The sequence below is a fragment of the Leeuwenhoekiella polynyae genome, from assembly GCF_004104075.1.
Taxonomy (GTDB): Bacteria; Bacteroidota; Bacteroidia; order Flavobacteriales; family Flavobacteriaceae; genus Leeuwenhoekiella; species Leeuwenhoekiella polynyae.
Map to the genome: position 1 here is coordinate 23,422 of NZ_QOVK01000013.1, position 21,652 is coordinate 45,073.

The window sequence follows — 21,652 nt, forward strand, 5'->3', positions numbered from 1 at the left end:
CCAAACTAAATACTAATTGAACTTGATTTCACGGCAATACCCACTCCCCTTTTCAGGGCATTAAATGCTTTATATGCCAGTTGTACCTGATTTACCGGAACAGTTGGTGGCAATTTAATTCCGGCTTCCCGCATCAGTTTAAATGCGGCAGTACGCTCGGGATAAGGGAGCTTAAGGAGGTTTTTGTAAAACTGACTGGTATCCTTAACAAAATCCCTGCGGGAGGTATAGTGCTCCATAAAGTTACGCTCGTAGTTGAAAAGCCTGTCAAAGGTTTTCTCAGCCTGACTGAAAAAATAATCCCGATCAAAGCCACGCTTGATCTGTTTCCCGTTAAATTCCACCTCTGATGCTTTATACTTACTTCCCGGAGACAGACTAATCGAATTCGACTGATCCTTCCTGCTTACGATTATATGGATGTGACTTTGCGGCCCGGGCTTTTCCATTCCCTGCACAATGCGTTTGCCATTAAGTTGGTGGGGTGCTTCCAGTTCCAAACATTTGATTTTATCGTGAAGTGCCTTTAGATTACCGGTGGTGGTACCGGTCTGAATACGATAGACTTCATCTTTTAGAGTTTGGATTTTGGTAGCAATAGGCTGATTGCCGATCACCTCCCGATCTGTGCCTTTAAAGCGCCGGGTATATTCAATCTTTGCAAAGTACTTGATGTCTTCGACCCGTATAGGTCTGCCGTTGATCTCCCGATTAAAAGCTTTGACATAATCCTGCATCAGCTCGCGGGTATACTGCTTAAGTGCTTCGGGGTGATTTTTTAAATGCTGTAATTCCCTTTCGGAAGGATTAACAGTGATCGAATAAAACCGGGGTTCGTTACGCTTAAGTTTTGCGGTGTTGGAATCGATTTCCGCCACTACCCGATCCGGTTTGATATCATTCTCCGTCTGGTTAAAGAAGTACTCAAAATTTTCAAGCGTACGTTCTTCGTTTTCCTTTTCCAGGTAATTGACAAAATCCTGTGAACTCTGATTGAAATGGGTTCCTAATTTCTGAGGGGTGATGGTGATGTACATAATGTTCGCAATTAAAAATCCTTTCCATCCCAATCCTCAAACTTCTCATCATCCAGTTCGTCATCCCGCTTCATTATAAGTGGCTTTTCTTCCGGAGTTTCCGTCTGGGTAAATAGCGCTTCGAGCATGGCCTGGGTGGGTTTGGTTTGGTTCTTTTCCACGTCCTTGATAATCGCAATGACCGCATTGATGCGTTTCAGGAGTTTGGCTTCCAGCGTACGTCCGGTTGGACCTAACTGTTCTTTGGGAGAAATCTCATTATACAGGAAAAAGTCGAGCATCGTCTCCATCGCTTCCGTGTGCGTTTTGAAGTGTTTTCGGGAGAATTCCTGAAAACGTTTGGCTGTTGGTTTCTTAAATCGAATGCCTAAAAATGAGTCCATAATTCGCTGATTTGTCGCAAATTCTTCCCATAAAACAGGCGCTTTGAAGGCATTTGTCGCAAATTATTGAAAATCAATGTATTGTTATAATTTTAAACTGCTGATTTTCAAAGAGTTGAAAACGAAAAGGAATCCGTAACACCGCATCGCGTGTTACCCTCTTGCTATTCCTTTTCGTTCGCCGCAGGCGAACCAAAATCCCTACAATTTGGTTACAAGATTATCATCTGCAACCATTGCTTTTTCTCTGGAAAAATTTCCGAAATGTTAGTATTTGCTGTGTAGGTTTATCAGCGAAAGTCAAAAAATTGGATACCCCTACTTTAAAAATGTGTGCTGCTTTCCAGCCTTTTAAAGATACGTTATTTTTAAAATTTAGAACTTATGAAAAACAATAAACGCCCCATTTTTTGGAGCGCATTTCATATTTAATTTTGAGTTATTAAATGTTGAATACATAGGTATATGAATATAAATTCCGCATCGCTTCTTCGTCCAGTATTTTATCGATATTGGTGCGATGCTTTAGGGCGTGATTCATCAGCTCCCTGCCGTTTTTCTTCTTGACATCTTCTTTGGAATTTGCCAAAAGCCGTTATCGTGCTTCCTCGCTTGAATCGGTAAAATTTTGATAAATCATCATATTGATTTTTAGAGGAGGCCTTCATCTGCAAAACTGAAGTATTGACCTGTGGGCGTTAAAATGATGTGGTCTAAAACTTTGATGTCCAGAAACTCCCCTGCACTTTTGATCTTACGGGTGATGCTCTTGTCGGCTTCACTGGGTTTTAAAGTTCCGCTGGGGTGGTTGTGGGTTAAGATCATCCCAACTGCCAATGATTTTAAAGCAACGGCAAATATTAAACGAACATCTACAACCGTTCCGGTGATACCACCCTGCGATACCTGAAATACCCCTTTGATCTGGTTGCTGTTGTTGAGCAGTACGATTTTAAAGCATTCAAAAGTGGCGATATGGTCTTTATCCCAGTTCTTAAAAATAGCTTCGGCAGCATTGGCAGAAGAACTGATTTTAATCCAGTCTGTAGCTTTCTGTCTGGTGGAATACCGGAGCTTGATTTCGTTGAGTTGTGTCTCCATAGCAATCGATTTAATATTCATTCGGTAACATCAGGGTATCGTCTACAAAAAACAGGCGCAGTTCATCTAAGGGAAAATCGGTGACGGTATATTGCTGCTCAAAAAGGGTAATACCGTTTCCGTCTCCATAGCTGATAGCAGCTTCGTGTTGGTTCCGTTGTTGCTCGGCTTCGCTATAACGTCTAAACAGGGTAACTATAAATCCGTGCTTGGCTCGAAAGCGTCTTACGACGGCTCCGATATCGGTAAGCATCCAGTAACAGGCAGCTTTCTCCGCCAGATAGTGTACTCCTTCGGTGTATTTGTAATTGAACAGCGGTAAGGTATATACTACTTCACTTCCGCAGAACTGCTTTAGGTTTTGGGATAAATTGATATTTGAATTTTCCATTGTGATACGAATTAAGAATTAGAAAAAGATTGGGCTCTGCTTTGGTCAACAGCGCCCAATCTTTAAACCTGTTTAAGATTTACTACCCATTAAAAGGATTTCCGAAGCTTCGATTTCGGTTACATAGCGGGTTACCCCTTCTTTATCCTCATAGCTACGGGATTTGAGTTTTCCACTTAAGGCCAGTTCTTTACCTTTGGTCACGTAGTTCTCAATGAGGTCTGCCGTTTTACCCCAGGCGACAACGGTGTGCCACTCGGTAGTCTGTAGTTTTTCGCCATTATCCTTTTTATAAAATTCATTGGTGGCGAGGGAAAAGCGTGCGACTTTGCGGCCGCTTTCCAGATTGGTAATCGTTGGCTCCTGACCAACATTTCCGATTAACTGTACATGGTTTCTTAAAGTTCCCATAATTGAAAGAGTTTAATGCCCGTAATTAGGCGATTACTAATTCCCTTTTCCATTTAAGTAATCCCGATTTTAGGAACTGAACTTAAATTTTAAGGGGTGTTTGTTTGCCTTCTTACGTGCGTAGCACAATGGATCAGGTGGGTTTTGTCAAGGCTTTCCGGGAACAAATCAGGAGTGTCTGCGACGTAGTAATCCCGATAGTCATCGGGATTCAAGGAAGTAGAAACCTTATTTTTCCTGGAAACTCCGTATAGCCTTGACAAGTTCCATAAGGACCTTAGCAATTCTCTTAAAACCGGAAGCGCAGTAAGCGTACGGGAAGTTAAGCGAGCGGAGCAGTCGGGTTTATTCTAGAATTGGTTAGGTTCTGCCTGTTTTTCGCTGTCCCGAAAAACAAGCAAGGCCTTAGCCATTAGAAACCCCTTAAAATGACTAAGACGGCACCTGATTTTTCAGGATTTTCGAGCAGGGGCTCAAGAAGAACCTGCCGCAAAATCCGGTTAAGAAAATCAGGATGCCGGCTTTCCTATTTCAAAAAGCGGACTAATCTGTTTTTTGGGAGTGAATGCAATGCACCCAAAAGCGCAGCGAGCGGGTAAATGCAATGAAGGAATCAAAATAACAGATGGGTCCAAGACTTCGAGTGAAGCTCTTTTACCGAAATGAAGCTTAGCGGAATGTAGGGAAATGGGATGAGCGACTGGATTACTAAATATTAAAGTTAAAAGTCCTGTTAAGGAACTTGATGAATCTTTTTCATATTTACACCTTTTGGCAAAAAATATCAAATAGCTTTTATCTTATTGATCCAGTTGCCTAAAATCCATATAAAAAATATTATGCAAAACAGAATTAAAGTCATTATAGCCTAACCATAAATTTGGAGTTTACTTTAATGTCAGAGTGGAGGAACCAAACGCAAAATAAAATCTTGAATCAAAAGCAAACAAAATAAATAGGAAAAAAAGAAGTCCAATAGCTTAATGACTTAGTCTTTTGATAGAGGTAATTTAAGAATTTAACCTGCAGAGATGTTATGTGATTTTAAACTTTTAATCGAAGAATTATAAGCTGAGAAAAACTAAATTCTAAAATTCATATTAATAAATATATTGCTTGCTACTAAATATAAGTATCTAACATCAAATTATAGTTTATCCTGAAAACATGCGAAATGTTGTACCTATGTTGTACCTGGAGCAAAAAAAGGCTTAGGTTTTAACCTAAGCCCTTTCAGTACCCCGGGTGGGAATCGAACCCACACTCGTAAGAACTGGGTTTTGAATCCAGCGCGTCTACCAATTCCGCCACCGAGGCATTATAATAAAGTCTTCAGTTTTTCTTTACCAACTCCAGACTTCCAATATTTTTCTCTTTTGCGAGCCTCAACACGTGTTGAAACCTCTTCAACCATTATCAATTTAAAAGGGCGATAAGGTCTTGTTGTCTTTTCCCTTCCTGCATTATGCCTTGCAAATCTATTTTCAACATCACCAGTAAGCCCCACATAAATGTAAGAGCGTGTTTGACTAGAAATAGCATAAACATAAAACATAATTTCAAAACTGGGTTTTAAATCCAGCGCGCCTGCCTGCCGGCAGAGGCAGGTCTACCTCCCGATAGCTATCGGGACCGCTACCGAGGCATTAATGGAGGGCAAAATTAATAAAATTTCTCATTATTTAATCAAAATACTGCTAAAATAAAGTCCGTCAAGCCAATTTAATTTATACTTTTGCACCCTCTTATAAATTTAGCGAATCTAAACATAAGATAACCATGTCATTATCAGCCCCTGATGCAAAAATTTTCCCGTGTACACAAAGCCGGGATTTAGCCGAAAAAATAGCGAAAGCTTACGGGCAACCGCTGGGCAAGATAATCACGTCTACCTATAGCGATGGCGAGTTTCAGCCTTCTTTTGAAGAGTCTATACGAGGATCGCGGGTTTTTATCATTGGCTCAACAATGCCAAGCAGTGAAAACCTAATGGAAATGTTATTAATGCTTGATGCTGCAAAACGTGCTTCTGCGCGTCATATCACTGCTGTTTTACCTTATTTTGGGTGGGCACGTCAGGATCGTAAAGACAAGCCACGAGTACCTATTGCAGCGAAACTAGTCGCTAATTTATTAGAAACTGCCGGAGCAACCCGTATCATAACGATGGACTTGCACGCAGATCAGATTCAGGGATTCTTTGAGCGCCCGGTTGATCATCTTTTTGCTTCAACTGTATTTTTGCCTTATTTAGAGTCACTTAATCTGCCTAATATGACAATCGCCTCTCCAGATATGGGAGGTTCTAAAAGAGCTTATGCGTATTCTAAAGCTTTAGATTGCGATGTGGTAATCTGCTACAAGCAGCGTGAAAAAGCTAATGTTATCAGCCATATGGAGTTGATAGGTGATGTAAAAGGCCGCAACGTTATTCTGGCAGATGATATGGTAGATACCGCAGGAACACTAACTAAAGCCGCAGACCTTATGATGGAACGCGGTGCACTAAGTGTTAGAGCGATCTGTACGCACGCACTTTTAAGCGGCAACGCTTATGAGCGTCTTCAAAACAGTAAGCTTGAAGAACTTATTGTAACAGATAGTATCCCGCCAAAACAACAAAGCGATAAAGTACGCATATTGAGTTGTGCAGATTTATTTGCCGATGTAATGCACCGCGTGCACAGTAACACGTCTATTGCATCAAAATTTTTAATGTAATTTATTAATACTTAATATATAATTAAATGAAGTCAATCACGATCACAGGATCTAAAAGAGAAAGCGTGGGCAAAAAGGCAACTCAAGCCCTACGTAATGCTGGACAGGTTCCTTGCGTATTATACGGAGGGGATGAGCCAGTACACTTTAACGCACCAGAAATTGCGTTTAAAGATTTGGTTTACACTCCAGATGCGCATACCGCGACTTTGGAACTTGACGGAAACACCTATATGGCTATCCTTCAAGACATCCAATTTCACCCGGTAACAGATCGCATACTTCACGTAGATTTCTATCAAATCTTTGAAGGTAAAGAAGTTACCATGACTATTCCTGTTCACTTTGAAGGAAACTCTAGAGGGGTACGTAATGGTGGTGTTTTACGTAAAACATATCGTACACTTCGCGTTAAGGCATTGCCTAAAAACCTTCCTGATTATGTTGTTGCAGATATCACTAAACTTAAAATTGGTGATAAATTGTACATCACAGATGTAGAACAAGGAGAATGGAAATTCCTTCACCCAGACAACACTGTGGTTTGTCAAGTTAGAACTTCTCGTAACGTTGTTGAAGATATTGATGACGAAGATGAAGAAGGAGAAACTGAAGGTACAGAAGCTACTGAACAAGCTGCTGACGCTGCAGAATAAATTGGGAAACCAATTTTATTATAAAACACCCGCATTAGTGGGTGTTTTTTTATACCCTAATTTTGAGATAAGCTTAACCCTTATATTCAAGCAAAACGCAACAAAATCTTAAATTTGCGCTTTAATCACCTTTAAGAAGTGTTTTAGTTTTAAAAAGCGAATAGTAAACCTCTTTCATTTAATTAGATTTTAATCCTATGTCAGGTTTTTTCAGCAAGCTTTTTAAAGCATCAAAAGAACGTGAAGATCCCATGAAAAAATACCTTATTGTAGGCCTGGGAAACATTGGCCCCAAATATCACAATACCCGTCACAACATAGGTTTTAAACTAGTCGACGCTTACGCAGAAGAACAAGCTGCATCCTGGTCTACCGAAAGACTAGGAGATGTTGCTTACACTAAAGTCCGTGGCAGAACAGTAGTACTGCTCAAGCCCAATACATATATGAATTTGAGCGGAAAAGCAGTAAAGTACTGGATGCAAAAAGAAAAAATAAGTATTGAAAACATTCTGATTATAACAGATGATCTCAATCTCGATTTTGGTACCATACGTGTAAAAACCAAAGGAAGCGACGGCGGCCACAACGGACTCAAAGACATTCAGAATCAATTGATGACCAGCAGCTACCCGCGTTTTAGATTTGGTATTGGCGACCGGTTTAGCAAAGGCAAGCAAATAGATTATGTGCTGGGTGAATGGGACAAAAATGAAGATCTTGATATGCCAGAAAGAATAGATATCTCGTGCAAGGTAATTGAAAGTTTTATAGCTTCGGGAGTATCTAATACCATGAACGCTTACAACGGCAAATAAATTGAAACAACATACCTCAGCAGAAAAATTTGACGGGCAAAAAGGCTCTGTGGTTACCATTGGCACTTTTGACGGCGTGCATCTGGGTCATCGCAAAATCATTAACCGTCTGCTAGACAGCGCTCAGAGTAACGATTTAGAATCTGTAGTACTTACCTTTTTTCCGCATCCGCGTATGGTACTTCAGAAAGATACAGGCATCAAGCTAATCAATTCTATTCAGGAACGTGTTGCCTTATTAGAAGCTTGTGATCTGGATCACCTGGTGATTCATCCATTTACGCAAGAATTTTCAAGACTTACCGCAGAAGAGTTCGTAAAAGGTATTTTAGTAGATCAGCTAAAAGCCCGTAAAGTGATAATTGGCTATGATCATCGTTTTGGTCGCAATCGCAATGCGAATATTGAAGATCTGAGAGCCTTTGGCGAACGTTATAATTTTGAGGTTGAAGAGATCTCAAAACAAGATGTAGATGATGTAGCTGTTAGCTCTACCAAGGTAAGAAAAGCACTTAACGAAGGAAATCTGGATCTGGCGAATGAATACCTTGGCTACCCTTTTATGCTCAACGGAATAGTTTCCAAAGGAAAAGGACTGGGTAGAAAATTCAATTACCCTACTGCAAATTTAAAAGTTGAAGAACCCTACAAGCTTATTCCGGCAAAAGGCGTTTATGTTGTGCAATCCGATCTTGCCGGCAAAACCGTTTACGGAATGATGAGCATAGGTACAAACCCAACCGTTGGCGGCAATGCGCTCACCATTGAAACTTTCTTTTTTGATTTTGATCAGGATTTGTACGACCAACATTTACAAATAGAGTTGCTCACCCGCATACGCGATGAGAAAAAATTCAATTCTGTAGACGAACTTATTGCAGCCATGCAGGCTGATGAACAATTTTCTAAAGCATTCATTCAAAAACTAGATGCTTAATAAATGGCTTTTTAAACAGGTAGACAACAGTGCGCTCGTCGTATTTAGAGTACTGTTTGGTTTTTTGATAACCCTAGAAGCCTGGGGAGCCATCGCTACAGGGTGGATCAACGAAACTCTGCTTGAGGGTGATTTTACTTTTAATTTTATAGGCTTAGATTTTTTACAACCACTTCCCGGAGATGGCATGTATTATTATTATGCCATAATGGGTTTATTTGGTGTCTTTGTGATGCTCGGGCTTAAATATCGGTTTAGTGTGTTAGCTTATGCCGTGATGTGGTCAGCGGTTTATTTGATGCAAAAATCTTCTTACAACAACCACTATTACCTTTTGATGCTTTTATTAGGCATTATGGCATGTTTACCGGCACACCGCTATCTTTCTTTAGATGTAAAATACAACCCTAAACTCAAAAAACTGAGCATGTCACGCTGGGTGTATGTGATCATCATTGCCCAACTATGGATTGTTTACACCTACGCTTCCATAGCAAAATTGTACCCGGACTGGCTAGACGCAAGTATGGCCGGTGAGCTTATGGAAGCTCGCAAAAATTACTGGCTGGTGGGTGATTTTCTTCAGCAAAAATGGGTACACTGGTGTATCGCTTATTTTGGGATTCTGTTTGACGGACTCATCATTCCGGCTTTGCTGTATAAACCTACACGGAAAATGGCGTTTATAATTTCGATCTTTTTCCACCTGTTCAATTCGTTCATTTTTCATATTGGCATATTCCCGTATATGTCATTAGCGTTCACGCTATTCTTTTTTCCGCCAGAAACCATACAGCGTATTTTTCTACAGGGAAAAAAATTATACACAAAAAATGAAATCATCAGACCCAAGCACTACAAACCCGCTCTTGTATGCTTTATAATTTATTTCTTAATTCAAATTGGGCTCCCTTTAAGACATTGGGTCATACAAGATGACGTCCTCTGGACGGAAGAAGGACATCGCCTCAGTTGGCGCATGATGCTGCGATCAAAAGGCGGAAGAATCAGTTTTAAAGTTGTTGATAAAGCAACAGGTTTAGAATTACCATTTAATTATCGTAAAATGCTCTCTCGCAAGCAGCAACGAGCCGTGGGCACAAAACCCGATGTGATCTGGCAATTTTGTCAACGTGTGAAGAATGATTTTGCTGAAAAAGGCAAGGATGTTGCTATCTATGTAGATTGTAAAATACGTATCAACGGGGGTGACCTGCACACCTTAATAGATCCTAAAGTAGATATGGCAACTGCAAAATGGGACTACTTCTGGCATAATGAGTGGCTCTTACCCTCGCCACTAAATAAAGAAGTTAAAAAAGCACCCTATTCAAAAGTTTCTTTTGAATAGGCAACACGCATTTCTCGCCGAATAAATCAGAAGAATTTACCTGTTAATTTTAAAAGGCATTTACGTACTTTTGCCGTCTAAAATCTAAGCCAATGCTACACGTTACAGACATTCGTGACCATAAAGAAGAATACATAAAAGCGCTTACCAAGCGTAATTTTGATGCCACTGAAGTATTTGAAAACGTTCTTTCGCTAGACGAAAAACGCCGTAGCACGCAAGCTTCTTTAGATAATACTCTAGCCGAAAGCAACAAGCTTTCTAAAGAGATCGGGATGCTTTATAAAAATGGAGAAACTCAAAAAGCCAACATTTTAAAAGAGCGTACCGGTAAATTAAAAGAAGAATCTAAGAATTTACAGGAAGTACTCACAACTACCGTTGAAGAATTAGAGCAGTTGCTGTACACCATACCAAATATTCCGCAAGACACTGTTCCTGCAGGAAAAAGCGAAGATGATAATGAAGAGGTTTTCCGTAAAGGAGCTATTCCTGTTTTAGCAGCAGGCAGTTTACCGCACTGGGAACTGGCTAAGAAATACGACATCATAGATTTTGAGCTGGGCAACAAGATTACCGGCGCCGGTTTCCCGGTTTATAAAGGGAAAGGTTCTCGCTTGCAACGCGCGCTTATCAACTACTTTTTAGATAAAAATACTGCAGCGGGTTATACTGAATATCAGGTTCCACATTTAGTAAATGAAGCTTCTGGTTTTGGTACGGGGCAGCTTCCTGACAAAGAAGGTCAGATGTACCACGTAGGTGTTGATGATTTGTATTTAATTCCAACTGCAGAAGTGCCGGTTACAAATATGTTTCGCGACAGCCTTTTAGATGAAAAAGACTTGCCAATAACATGCACGGGTTATACGCCGTGTTTTAGACGCGAGGCCGGTTCTTACGGTGCTCACGTACGCGGACTAAATAGATTGCATCAGTTTGATAAGGTAGAGATTGTTCGTCTTGAAAAAGCAGAAGACAGTGACGCCGCTCTTGAAGGAATGGTTGAGCACGTAAAAACAATTCTTGACGAGTTGAAACTTCCGTATAGAATATTGAGACTTTGCGGTGGAGATCTAGGTTTCACCTCTACGCTAACTTATGATTTTGAAGTCTTTTCTACAGCTCAGGATCGCTGGTTAGAAATAAGTAGTGTATCTAATTTCAAGACTTTTCAGGCCAATCGCCTAAAACTGCGTTACAAAGATAAAGACGGTAACAAAAAACTAACACACACTCTTAACGGAAGTGCCCTTGCATTACCGCGTGTTTTAGCAGGTATATTAGAGAACTATCAAACCGAAGATGGTATCAATATCCCGGAAGTTTTGGTGCCTTATTGCGGTTTTGACAAAATTTAAAAATCCATACACGTTTATAGAATTCCTTGCGTTTCATACGCAGTACAATAAACCATCTTGGGTCCCGCCTAAAGAGCATAAAAGGAAACAACTTTTGACTTTAAGGCAAGTCTGATAACATTTAAATTTCGATTATCGAGTAAAGATCTAATTGAAGCACTTGCACATGTAAAGTGCTTCAACTTTAGTATCTTTAGCTAAAATCATACCCTGTGTCACGCGCGCTACTTTTAAGTTTTTTTTGCTTTATAACTCTTGCTGCCCAAGCTCAGGAAGAAATACTCGCACGCAATTATATGGAGCAAGGCGCTTATCAAAAAGCAGCTTTGATATATGAGGAATTGGTTGAAAAAAATCCGGCGAATACCAATATGATATCGAGTCTCGTTGAAGCCTATCAACAGCTTGAAGCGTATGGTAAAGTCAAAACCTTATTAGAAAAATCGCTCAACTTATCTAATAGTTTAGTTCATCTGGAAGTAGATTTGGGTTACAATTACCAGTTACAAGGTAATACCGAAGCAGCAACCTTACATTATAACAAAGCCCTTACAGCCGTTGCTCAGGAAGCTCGTTTTGCGTATTTGGTAGGGCGTACGTTTCAAAAATACAGCCTGCTGGATGAAGCGGCACAAGCTTATAATACGGCTGCTGAGGCAGACCCCAGATATAATTTTGACCCGCAACTGGCGCTCATTTATGGTGAACAAGGGGATATCGAAAAAATGCTGAGCACTTATATCAATCTTATTGAACGTAATGAGAAATACCAAAGCATCGCCCAGCGCTATTTTAATGAGTTCATAACTGAAGATCCTGAGAACGAGGCCAACCAGATCTTTAGAAAGCTGTTGCTCACGCGTATGCAAGAAGAGCCCAACCTGCTTTACAATAGATTGCTGAGTTGGTTATTTATTCAACAAAAAGAATACAACAAAGCTTTTTTACAGGAAAAAGCTATTGCAAAGCGTAGTGATAACGAGCTTAACGGAATTATCATGCTTGCCGAAGTAGCCGAAAATAACAACGAGTTTGAGCTTGCCACTTCGATTTATGAGTATTTGATCAGTCAGACTATTTCTGCAGATCTTAATTTATTTGCCAATCAGAAATTATTAGAACTACGTATAAAAAGCGCTGAACATAAAGAATATGCTGAGATAGCATCAACTTTTGAGAATTTATTGGAGCATTATAATTATGATTCTGAAACGCTGGAGCTACAAATTACATTTGCCCATTTTTTAGCATTTAAAAATATTGATTTACAAAAGGCTTCCTCATTATTGAAAAAAAACCTACAAAAACCTCTAAGCCGATTTCAGCAAGCTCGTATAAAAATGGAACTCGCAGATATTTTGGTTCTTGAAGAACGCTTTAATGCAGCTTTGCTCTATTACACACAAATTCAAAAGAACTTACAAGGTACTGCTATTGCTCAGGAAGCCCGCTTTAAAGTAGCTAAAACCAGTTATTATAAAGGTGATTTTGAATGGGCAAAAACCCAATTGAAAGTTTTAAAATCTTCTGCAGAGCAACTCATAGCAAATGACGCACAAGATTTATACCTGCTCATCACAGACAATACGGTTCACGATTCGACTCAGACAGCTTTACAAGAATATGCCCGTGCAGACCTGTTGCTTTTTCAGAATAAAGACCAAGAAGCACTTGCTGTTTACACAGATATTTTGCAAAAACACGAGGGCAAAGCAATAGAAGATGAAACTTTATTGGCTCAGGCTATTTTATTTGAAAAAGCTAAAAATTTTGAAGCTGCTGCAGCCAATTACATTAAAATTATAGAATTACATGGCGAAGATATTCTCGCCGATGACGCCCATTACAGACTGGGTAATTTATATGCAGAAGAACTGCAACAACCCGAAAAAGCAAAAGAACAATTTGAAGAAATCATCTTCAAATTTGCAGATAGTATCTTTTATGTGGATGCCCAGCAAAAATACCGGAAATTAAGAGGTGACGCGATTAACTAACGTATCTTTGCCGACCAAAAAAAAGTAAATTGCCTCTGGGCCTTACCCTTGAGGAAATTATAAAAATTTTAATTTAAAATTAGAGGTAAACCTCGGGGGTATTATACCCTTTGGCGGTGCCAATAAAATTGCCTTATGATAATATACAATGTTACTGTTAATGTAGACGATAGTGTACATGCAGATTGGCTGTACTGGATTCGTAATGAGCACATCCCAGATATGCTTGCGACCGGTAAATTTGTAAAAGCCCTGATGACTAAAGTTTTAGCAGAAGAAGAGATGGGCGGTCAAAGCTATTCTATTCAATATACCGCAAAAAGTAAAGATTCTTTGGAGCGCTATAAGAAAGAAGATGCCCCTCGCTTACGAGAAGAAGCGGGTCGTTTTGGTGATAAAATCCTTTCGTTTAGAACAGAATTAGAGATCATAACAGAGCAAACTGAGTTTAAGCCGCAATAACCTTTATGGACCCTTCGGAATTCTAAAAAATCCAGATGAAAAAAAAGTTTACCCGTACGCATAAAAAAGCCGCTTCAGATGATCCTGTAAAGGCAAAAAAGCATTTGGGTCAACATTTTTTAAAGGATGAAAGTATCGCAAAAAAAATTGCTGATACGCTTACTTATGAAGGATACTCTGAAGTTTTAGAAATAGGTCCCGGTACCGGTGTACTTACTAAATATTTGCTACGCAAAGACAGTAATGTAACGGCAATGGATCTTGATAGCGAGTCTATTGTGTATCTCAATCACAGCTTTCCGCTGGATTATGCAGAACAGATGGAAGGTTGTAATCTTAGTGTGCTTGAAGCAGATTTTCTAAAGTTTGATCTAAGTACGCTTTATGGCGAAAAGCCATTTGCAATCACAGGTAACTTCCCGTATAACATATCTACACAAATCGTTTTTAAAATGCTTGAGTGGCGCGATCAGGTGCCTGAGTTTAGTGGTATGTTTCAAAAAGAAGTTGCCCAGCGTATTTGCGAAAAGGAAGGCAGTAAAGCCTACGGAATTCTTTCGGTATTAGCACAGGCTTTTTACGATGCAGAATATTTATTTACCGTTCCACCAACGGTCTTCAATCCGCCGCCTAAAGTAGATAGTGGGGTTTTAAAATTAACCAGAAAATCCAATTTTAAAGATCTCGCCTGTGAGCCAGACCAACTTTATAAAGTGGTTAAAATGGCGTTTCAGCAGCGCCGAAAAACATTGAGAAACAGCCTCAAACAATTAGAGCTCAGTGATTCGTTCCGCGAAAGTGAAACCTTCAATATGCGACCAGAACAGTTGAGTGTAGCAGCTTTTATAAAGCTTACACAAGACATTGCAAATGACCTGAACAAGAAGAGCTAAATACAATTCTTAACAGCTTTTGATCTAAAAACATTTAAAACTAGAGCCATTCAACTTCAGTTTTAATAGAAGTGAAGTTTAATCTCAATTATCGAGTTAATCTGTCTTAAAGCCGCTTTACGCTCTGTTGAGTTTAATTATATTTGCCTGACTTAAAAAAATATGAACCCTCGATAAAGTAGCGACTATGGCTTTTGAACTTACCGAAGACCTTATAGAGCAGATTGAAAACTTTATCGAAGTTGGGGATAACGCTTCGATTCTTGAGCTCCTAAACGAAGTACACCACGCCGATATCGCAGAGATCCTGGACGAGGTCACTACAGAAGAAGCTACCTATCTGGTAAAACTTCTGGATAGTGAGACCACATCTGAAGCTCTAATGGAACTGGATGAGGATTACCGGGAAGAAATTCTTGATAACCTCTCTCCTCAGGAAATTGCAGACGAGCTTAATGAGCTGGACACCGATGATGCGGTTGACTTTTTATCTGAACTTAACGAAGACATACAGCGACAGGTAATAGATGCCATTGAAGATGAGCAGCATGCGCAAGATATCATTGAGATGTTGCGTTATGATGAGGATTCTGCCGGTGGTCTAATGGCAAAAGAATTGGTACGCGTTCGCGAAACCTGGACGGTTGCGGGTTGCGTACGTAAAATGCGGGCGCAGGCACAAAATGTAACCCGGGTGCATTCGGTTTATGTGGTTGATAAAAACGATCATTTAATAGGCAGATTATCGCTTAAAGATTTACTTACTGCGGAAGCAAAATCAAAAATTTCAGACATTTATATTCCAAATGTAGATTCGGTCAATGTGCATGACACTGCAGAAGATGTTGCCCGAATTATGCAAAAATATGATCTGGAGGCCGTACCGGTTGTAAACGACTCAGGTGTGCTTTTAGGTCGGGTTACCGTTGATGATATTCTTGATTTTATACGAGACGAAGCTGATGAAGATTACCGAATGGCAGCGGGTATCTCACAGGTAGTAGAAGCAGATGATAATCTGCTTAAACTTACCCGTGCACGTTTGCCTTGGTTGATGATTGGCATGTTTGGCGGCCTGAGTGCAGCGAGTATCATCACCGGTTTCAACAGTATCTTTGAAACCTTCCCTAAGCTCTTAGTTTTTGTTCCCTTGATTCAGGCGACTGCCGGAAATGTAGGTGTGCAATCTAGCGCGATCGTAGTACAAGGTCTTGCCAATGATTCCCTAAAAGGAAATATCGTAAGCAGACTTTTAAAAGAATGTGCTCTGGCACTTATAAACGGTGTTTCGATCGCTACTGTGGTTTTAATTATCAGCCATTTCTTTTTTGGTACCACCTATTTAGAATCTATAAGTATTGGGATAGCTATTATTGCTGTTATCATTCTCGCAGCCTTAATCGGTACATTTATTCCTATTATTCTAGACAAAAAAGGCATTGATCCTGCTGTTGCAACCGGACCGTTTATTACAACAAGCAATGATGTTTTTGGAATCCTCACCTATTTCTTAATCGCCAAGCTGATTCTGGGCTTTTAAGCATTACCAAGTAAACTACCTGGGAGCATGCCCACAAGGCATTGGTTAGAAGCAATTTTTCAATTTTTAAGGCAAACCTGGGGACGTTAAACCCTTTTGGCGGTGCTAATAAATCTCAAAACAAGCTTAGACATATATAAGCTGCGTTAAGTTTAGTATTTTTGAAGTATGAATGCGAAAACTTTCAAACTAGAATTCACTGTTCCTCCTGAGGCAATTGATGGCTTGGGTCACGTAAATAATGTGGTGTATGTTCAGTGGGTTCAGGATGTTGCCGAAGCTCATTGGCAGCATAACTCTACCGAAGAAATGCTTGAGAAATATGCCTGGGTAGCGTTAGAAAACCATATGAAATATTTTGCTCCTGCTTTTGAAGGAGAAAAGATCGTTGCAGAAACCTGGGTTCAAAAATTTGAGGGTGTACGGTCTATAAGAGAAGTTCAAATCTACAGAGCTTCAGATGGTAAAAAGCTCGCCAGCTCCATAACAAATTGGTGTCTTCTGGATATGCAAACGCGAAAACCATTACGCATTCCTAAAAATTTCTCTTCATATTACGAAGAAGTCAATACCTAATCTCCACCCATTTTTTAGTCCATGAAAATTCTACATATAGACAGCAACCACGATTTAATGATTGAGCAATTAAAAGCAGCCGGTCATACCAATCACGAAGATTACACTTCCTGTAAAGAGGAGATCGAAGCTAAAATTGATCAATATGAAGGGGTTGTTATCAGAAGTAGATTTAAAATTGATAAACAATTTCTGGATGCTGCAACTAATCTTAAATTCATCGCTCGCGTAGGTGCAGGTCTCGAAAGTATTGATATCTCATATGCAGAATCTAAAGGAATCGCTCTTATCGCTGCTCCTGAAGGCAATCGCAATGCGGTAGGTGAACACTCCTTAGGCATGTTGCTTATGCTTTTTAATAAACTGAAACTGGCTGATGCCGAAGTACGCTCCGGGCAATGGAATCGTGAGAAAAACCGTGGAGTAGAACTCGAAGGAAAAACAGTTGGACTCATCGGTTATGGAAATATGGGGAATGCTTTTTCTAAAAAATTAAAAGGTTTTGACTGTGAGGTAATTTGTTATGATTTGAAGCCTAATTTAGGCAATGAAAACGCCAGACAAGTCTCTCTTGAAGAATTGCAGGAACAAGCAGATGTATTGAGTTTGCATACTCCCTGGACACCGCTTACCGATAAAATGGTAAATACCGATTTTATTAAACGATTTAAGAAGCCGTTCTGGTTTATAAACACAGCTCGAGGTAAAAGCGTAGTTACTTCAGACCTTGTTGAAGCCTTGAAAACCGGTAAAATTTTAGGTGCTGGTCTGGATGTTCTGGAATATGAAAAACTTTCTTTTGAAAACCTGTTCACAGCAAAAGAAGAAATGCCAAAACCATTGCAATACCTCATCACTGCAGACAATGTCGTGCTTACTCCGCACATCGCCGGGTGGACGGTGGAAAGCAAAATCAAACTCGCGCAAACCATTGTAGATAAGATATTGCAACTATAATTCCCTATTCAGGATTCCTTACTATCGGATTAAACGTTTTGATTTTCAGGGTTTTTTAGTAATTTAGAAATGAAAACCTCATTTCTATGCAACACCTTTACAATCCCGATTATCAAAACCAAGATCTAGCTGTACGTTCTGCTGCGGCGTTAGACAAAATTTCAGATACTCTGAAAGCCCTGCTTTGGACCGGGCAAAAAGAAAGTGGCTTCTCCCCGCTTCAGCTTAAGCTTTTGCTGTTTATTGCCTATCACGAGTCAAAATACAACACAGTCAGTCAGCTCGTTGAAGAATTTCAAGTCACAAAAGCAACAATAAGTGACTGCATCAAAGCCTTAGAAAAACAAAAACTACTGACTAAGGTTTTGAATCACCGGGACAATCGTAGATTCCATATTGAATTGACTGAAAAAGGCACTCAGACCGTTTCAGAAATCAAGCCTTTTGCCAATCCCTTAATTCAAGTACTTCAATCTGAAAAAAGTGAAGATTTAGAAAACTTATACAGTAGTATGTTTTCCATACTATCTAAAATGAATAAAAGCAAACAGCTGAATCTTAAACGATCGTGTAGCGATTGCAATGCCTATCGCTCAGATGGGATCAATCATGCATTTTGCATGCAGTTACGCATTCAATTGCGTGATAAAGATCGCAGAATAGACTGCCCAAAGTATCAATCTAATTAAATATATTATGAAAAATAGAGTCACTGGTTTAGGCGGATTTTTTTTTAAAACTAAAAATCCCGATCAAATCAAAGAATGGTATAAAAACCACTTAGGCATTCCCACAGATCAATACGGTTGGACGTTTTGGTGGAAAGATGAGCATGGCAATAAATGTTCTACACAATGGAGTCCGTTTAAAGAGGACACTACTTATTTTTCGCCTAGCGAAAAACAGTTTATGATGAACTTTAGAGTGGAAAACCTGAAAGAGCTTTTAAAAGTATTAAAGGAGGAAGGTGTTACAATCGTAGGTGAGATAGAAGAATATGATTATGGTAAATTCGGTTGGATTCTGGATCCGGAAGGCAATAAAATAGAATTATGGGAGCCTGTAGATTCCGTGTTTTTAGAAGATAAAGATTCTTAGAATGTTATTAAGCATTCGTGATTTTCAAGAAGCAGATTATCCTGAGGTTTCCAAAATCTATAAGGATGGTATAGACACCGGGATCGCTACATTTGAAACCGAAGTCCCAGACTTTATAAACTGGAATCTCAGGTTTTACCAATCGTGTAGATTAGTGGCAATTTTAGATAATGAAGTTGTAGGGTGGGCAGCTCTCAGTCTGGTTTCAAAAAGAAATGTATATAGCGGGGTTGCCGAAGTAACCATTTATATATCACAAAAACATCAAGGACAAAAAATAGGATCTCTAATCCTGGAAAAGCTTATAGCAAAAAGTGAGGCAGAAGGTTTCTGGACCCTAACTGCTCATATTTTTCCGCAAAATAAAAGCAGTATTCATTTACATCTAAAATATAATTTTAAGGTTTTAGGTGTTCACGAGAAAATTGCTAAAAGAGATAACAAATGGGAAGATAACATACTTCTGGAACGCCGCAGTACTAAGATTTTTTAGCTTTTTATTCTTGGTCTTTTGTCAACTATGCTGAACATCAATTTCAGAGAATGATCAGTATTATTTCATCACAAAACAAATTGAATCGAGATTATCCTTTCTACTGAATTGTTTTAGTTTTGTTCCAAACAATCAAATCTAAATGGAAGAAAACAAAAATTTTAACGATCGTGCTCGCGATACTGCTAGTAATTTTGGAGAAGAAGCAAAAAACACGGCTAACGAATTTAAAGAAAACTGGAACGAAACTACCAATTCAGGAAATAACTTAAAATTAGCTTGTGGGCTATTAGGTATTTTTCTTGGCTATCTGGGTATTCATAAATTTGTATTAGGCTACACAAAAGAGGGTATTATACAATTAGTTGCCTCTATAATAACGTGCGGCTTTGCTGGAATCATAGGATTTATTGAAGGTATCATTTACCTTACTAAATCTGATGATGAATTCTACCGCACCTATCAACAAGGAAGAAGACCTTGGTTTTAATAATTACAAGAAGAGCAATTGATTAATCCAATTGCTCTTCATCTTTTCTAGCCTGCTCCACCTTCTGTTCCAGTTCTGCCTGAAATTCTTCCATAACCGGTTTTACTGTACTTTCTGGCAAGTCTTCTATACGAATATACATCAAGCCGTCTATCGCATCATTAAAAAGCGGATCTACATTAAATGCAACCACTTTTGCATTCTGCTTGATATACTTTTTAATCAGCACAGGTAAACGCAGGTTACCGGTTTCCATCTCTTCGATGATACGGTCAAATTTATTCAGGTCTGCCTCAGTCTCATCAAAAACAAACTCTTTGTCAGCATCTTTCAGCTTGACCTTAAATTCTTTTTTCGGTCTGATGTATTGTGCCACATAGGGATCATAGTAATGCGAGCGCATAAACTCAATCATCAATGACTTAGAAAAATTAGAAAACTGGTTACTAATACTCACCCCCCCAATTAAATATTTATGCTCAGGGAAGCGTAAAGTGGTATGCACAATACCGCGCCATAATAAAAATAACGGCATTGGTTTCTGCTGATACTCTTTAATGACAAAGGCACGGCCCATTTCAATACTTTCGCCCATCATTTTGTGCAATTCTGGCTCAAAACGAAATAAGCTTTGCAGGTAAAAACCATTGATGCCATGCTCAGGCATGATCTGAGAACCCAGTCCCATACGGTATGCTCCGGCAATTTTCTTATTATCCTCATCCCATAAAAACAGATGGTGATAATGATGATCATAAGGATCTAAATCTGTAGGCTCATTGGTACCCTCACCTACTTCTCTAAAGGTGATCTCACGTAAACGCCCTATCTCATTTAGGATATTTGGTATGATTTCGGCAGAGGCCAAAAAGACCTCATAATTTTTGCTTTGCAACAAGCGACGCTCATTATCCCGCAGAAAATCTACTTCTTTTTCTATAAGTTCTCCTTTAACCTCTTTTACAATCTTTTTAGGCTCTTTTGGCACTTTTAAAGATTGCGGAATCGTACTGAGAATTGAAGATTTTTTCTCGAAAGGCTTAGCCAGCATATACGTCTTACGGCGTAAGAAATCTGTAAAATCATCCAGACTTTCATGCTCTTTCTGTGAATTTACACTTATGGGATTCCCAATACGCACGTGAATGGTACGCTTTTTCTGAGTGAGTAATTCTGAAGGTAATTTTGCTGTACGCAGCGTGTCGCTAATACGGGAGAGCTGGTAAAATAAACGGCTGTTTTTTGCGTGAAAATAAATAGGAACCACAGGTACTTCAGCGCGCTTAACCAATTTCATAGCGGCTTCCTCCCAAGGTTTATCAATTATTAATTTATCGTCTTTATAAGTCGAAACTTCACCCGCAGGAAAAATCCCCAAAGGGTGACCGTTTCTAATATGTGTTATTGCCTGTTTAAAACCTGCAATGCTAGACTTGGCATCTTTATGCTCTTCAAAAGGATTGACCGGCATCACATAGGGCATAAGCGGCTTGATACGATGCAGTAAAAAATTAGCAATTATTTTAAAATCAGGACGCTGCTCAATCATTAATTTAAGTAGCAAAATACCATCTATTCCGCCTAGCGGATGATTGCTTATCGTGATATAACTGCCCTTTTTAGGCAATCGTTTTAGATCTTCTTCTGGGATGTCAAAATCAATCTCAAACTCAGCTAAGATCGCATTTAAAAACTCCAGATCACTCAGGTGTTTATTGCGATCGTAGATCTCATTAGCTTTTGAGATCTTGAGTACCTTCATCAGGGTCCACCCCATAAAGGTGCCCGCAAAACCAAATTTATCTACGTTAATTGCTTTTGCAACTTCTTTTGCGGTAACTAATCCCATGAATTATTAATGTTCAAAATCTTTGTTCAATACAAAGATGATATAAATTTTACGATTAAATTCTGAAGGTGGGTTTATCCTATACCTACCCGATAAGTAGGAGGCAAATATAGAAAAAACACACCAAGCA

24 protein-coding genes and 1 tRNA gene are annotated in these 21,652 nt (G+C 39.3%); 16 read left to right on the forward strand and 9 right to left on the reverse strand.

The annotated features are described in order from the left end of the window. Positions 1–5: 5 nt before the first annotated feature. The 8 genes from mobB to DSM02_RS13325 all read right to left on the reverse strand — a co-directional run bounded on the left by mobB (position 6) and on the right by DSM02_RS13325 (position 4,878). Positions 6–1,037 carry a MobB family relaxase gene (mobB, locus tag DSM02_RS13290; protein ID WP_128766110.1) on the reverse strand — a complete coding sequence of 344 codons (1,032 nt, stop codon included), beginning with the start codon at positions 1,035–1,037 and terminating at the stop codon, positions 6–8. A gap of 11 nt (positions 1,038–1,048) precedes the next feature. After that, positions 1,049–1,420 carry a BfmA/BtgA family mobilization protein gene (locus tag DSM02_RS13295; RefSeq protein WP_128766111.1) on the reverse strand — a complete coding sequence of 124 codons (372 nt, stop codon included), beginning with the start codon at positions 1,418–1,420 and terminating at the stop codon, positions 1,049–1,051. A 442-nt stretch (positions 1,421–1,862) separates the two neighbouring features. Continuing rightward, positions 1,863–2,009, reverse strand: coding sequence for a hypothetical protein (locus DSM02_RS13300; RefSeq protein ID WP_240674059.1), 147 nt, complete (start codon positions 2,007–2,009; stop codon positions 1,863–1,865). Between the two features lie 62 nt (positions 2,010–2,071). Then, on the reverse strand, positions 2,072–2,521 hold the full coding sequence (locus DSM02_RS13305) for a JAB domain-containing protein (protein ID WP_128766112.1): 450 nt from the start codon (positions 2,519–2,521) through the stop codon (positions 2,072–2,074). A gap of 10 nt (positions 2,522–2,531) precedes the next feature. Next, complete coding sequence (locus DSM02_RS13310; RefSeq protein ID WP_128766113.1) at positions 2,532–2,912, reverse strand: DUF6876 family protein; 381 nt, start codon at positions 2,910–2,912, stop codon at positions 2,532–2,534. Between the two features lie 72 nt (positions 2,913–2,984). Further along, positions 2,985–3,323 carry a single-stranded DNA-binding protein gene (locus DSM02_RS13315; protein WP_128766114.1) on the reverse strand — a complete coding sequence of 113 codons (339 nt, stop codon included), beginning with the start codon at positions 3,321–3,323 and terminating at the stop codon, positions 2,985–2,987. Positions 3,324–4,560: 1,237 nt separating this feature from the next. Beyond that, positions 4,561–4,640, reverse strand: a tRNA-Leu gene (locus tag DSM02_RS13320). A 1-nt stretch (position 4,641) separates the two neighbouring features. Next, complete coding sequence (locus DSM02_RS13325; protein ID WP_128766115.1) at positions 4,642–4,878, reverse strand: GIY-YIG nuclease family protein; 237 nt, start codon at positions 4,876–4,878, stop codon at positions 4,642–4,644. Positions 4,879–5,102: 224 nt separating this feature from the next. Between DSM02_RS13325 and DSM02_RS13330 the strand changes: the two genes are divergently transcribed. The 16 genes from DSM02_RS13330 (at position 5,103) to DSM02_RS13405 (ending at position 19,673) form a co-directional block, all read left to right on the forward strand. Then, positions 5,103–6,044 carry a ribose-phosphate pyrophosphokinase gene (locus DSM02_RS13330; RefSeq protein WP_128761701.1) on the forward strand — a complete coding sequence of 314 codons (942 nt, stop codon included), beginning with the start codon at positions 5,103–5,105 and terminating at the stop codon, positions 6,042–6,044. Between the two features lie 26 nt (positions 6,045–6,070). Next, positions 6,071–6,700, forward strand: coding sequence for a 50S ribosomal protein L25/general stress protein Ctc (locus DSM02_RS13335; protein ID WP_128766116.1), 630 nt, complete (start codon positions 6,071–6,073; stop codon positions 6,698–6,700). A gap of 197 nt (positions 6,701–6,897) precedes the next feature. Then, positions 6,898–7,518, forward strand: a complete 621-nt coding sequence (gene pth / locus DSM02_RS13340) for an aminoacyl-tRNA hydrolase (protein ID WP_128766117.1) — start codon at positions 6,898–6,900, stop codon at positions 7,516–7,518. 1 nt (position 7,519) lies between these two features. After that, on the forward strand, positions 7,520–8,455 hold the full coding sequence (locus DSM02_RS13345; protein ID WP_128766118.1) for a bifunctional riboflavin kinase/FAD synthetase: 936 nt from the start codon (positions 7,520–7,522) through the stop codon (positions 8,453–8,455). Further along, positions 8,448–9,806 (forward strand): HTTM domain-containing protein, encoded by a 1,359-nt coding sequence (locus tag DSM02_RS13350; protein ID WP_128766119.1) that lies wholly within the window; start codon positions 8,448–8,450, stop codon positions 9,804–9,806. The genes DSM02_RS13345 and DSM02_RS13350 overlap by 8 nt, the downstream gene beginning before the upstream one ends. A gap of 92 nt (positions 9,807–9,898) precedes the next feature. Next, a complete protein-coding gene (gene serS / locus DSM02_RS13355; RefSeq protein WP_128766120.1) occupies positions 9,899–11,167 on the forward strand; it encodes a serine--tRNA ligase in 1,269 nt (422 codons plus the stop codon). A 212-nt stretch (positions 11,168–11,379) separates the two neighbouring features. Next, positions 11,380–13,164, forward strand: a complete 1,785-nt coding sequence (locus tag DSM02_RS13360; RefSeq protein WP_240674060.1) for a tetratricopeptide repeat protein — start codon at positions 11,380–11,382, stop codon at positions 13,162–13,164. A 135-nt stretch (positions 13,165–13,299) separates the two neighbouring features. Then, a complete protein-coding gene (locus DSM02_RS13365; protein WP_128766121.1) occupies positions 13,300–13,626 on the forward strand; it encodes a DUF4286 family protein in 327 nt (108 codons plus the stop codon). Positions 13,627–13,661: 35 nt separating this feature from the next. After that, positions 13,662–14,519 (forward strand): 16S rRNA (adenine(1518)-N(6)/adenine(1519)-N(6))-dimethyltransferase RsmA, encoded by an 858-nt coding sequence (gene rsmA, locus DSM02_RS13370; protein ID WP_128766122.1) that lies wholly within the window; start codon positions 13,662–13,664, stop codon positions 14,517–14,519. Positions 14,520–14,706: 187 nt separating this feature from the next. Then, a complete protein-coding gene (gene mgtE, locus DSM02_RS13375; RefSeq protein ID WP_128766123.1) occupies positions 14,707–16,059 on the forward strand; it encodes a magnesium transporter in 1,353 nt (450 codons plus the stop codon). 168 nt (positions 16,060–16,227) lie between these two features. After that, on the forward strand, positions 16,228–16,635 hold the full coding sequence (locus tag DSM02_RS13380) for an acyl-CoA thioesterase (protein WP_128766124.1): 408 nt from the start codon (positions 16,228–16,230) through the stop codon (positions 16,633–16,635). Positions 16,636–16,656: 21 nt separating this feature from the next. Beyond that, positions 16,657–17,592 (forward strand): 2-hydroxyacid dehydrogenase, encoded by a 936-nt coding sequence (locus tag DSM02_RS13385; RefSeq protein WP_128766125.1) that lies wholly within the window; start codon positions 16,657–16,659, stop codon positions 17,590–17,592. Between the two features lie 86 nt (positions 17,593–17,678). Continuing rightward, positions 17,679–18,281 (forward strand): MarR family winged helix-turn-helix transcriptional regulator, encoded by a 603-nt coding sequence (locus DSM02_RS13390; protein WP_128766126.1) that lies wholly within the window; start codon positions 17,679–17,681, stop codon positions 18,279–18,281. Positions 18,282–18,288: 7 nt separating this feature from the next. Beyond that, on the forward strand, positions 18,289–18,690 hold the full coding sequence (locus tag DSM02_RS13395) for a VOC family protein (RefSeq protein WP_128766127.1): 402 nt from the start codon (positions 18,289–18,291) through the stop codon (positions 18,688–18,690). 1 nt (position 18,691) lies between these two features. Continuing rightward, on the forward strand, positions 18,692–19,183 hold the full coding sequence (locus DSM02_RS13400; RefSeq protein ID WP_128766128.1) for a GNAT family N-acetyltransferase: 492 nt from the start codon (positions 18,692–18,694) through the stop codon (positions 19,181–19,183). A gap of 142 nt (positions 19,184–19,325) precedes the next feature. After that, complete coding sequence (locus DSM02_RS13405) at positions 19,326–19,673, forward strand: TM2 domain-containing protein (RefSeq protein WP_128766129.1); 348 nt, start codon at positions 19,326–19,328, stop codon at positions 19,671–19,673. A gap of 22 nt (positions 19,674–19,695) precedes the next feature. On the opposite strand, the gene DSM02_RS13410 is transcribed toward DSM02_RS13405, so the two are convergent. Next, positions 19,696–21,522: a GNAT family N-acyltransferase gene (locus DSM02_RS13410; RefSeq protein ID WP_128766130.1), complete on the reverse strand. Its 1,827-nt coding sequence runs from the start codon at positions 21,520–21,522 to the stop codon at positions 19,696–19,698. Between the last annotated feature and the right edge of the window lie 130 nt (positions 21,523–21,652).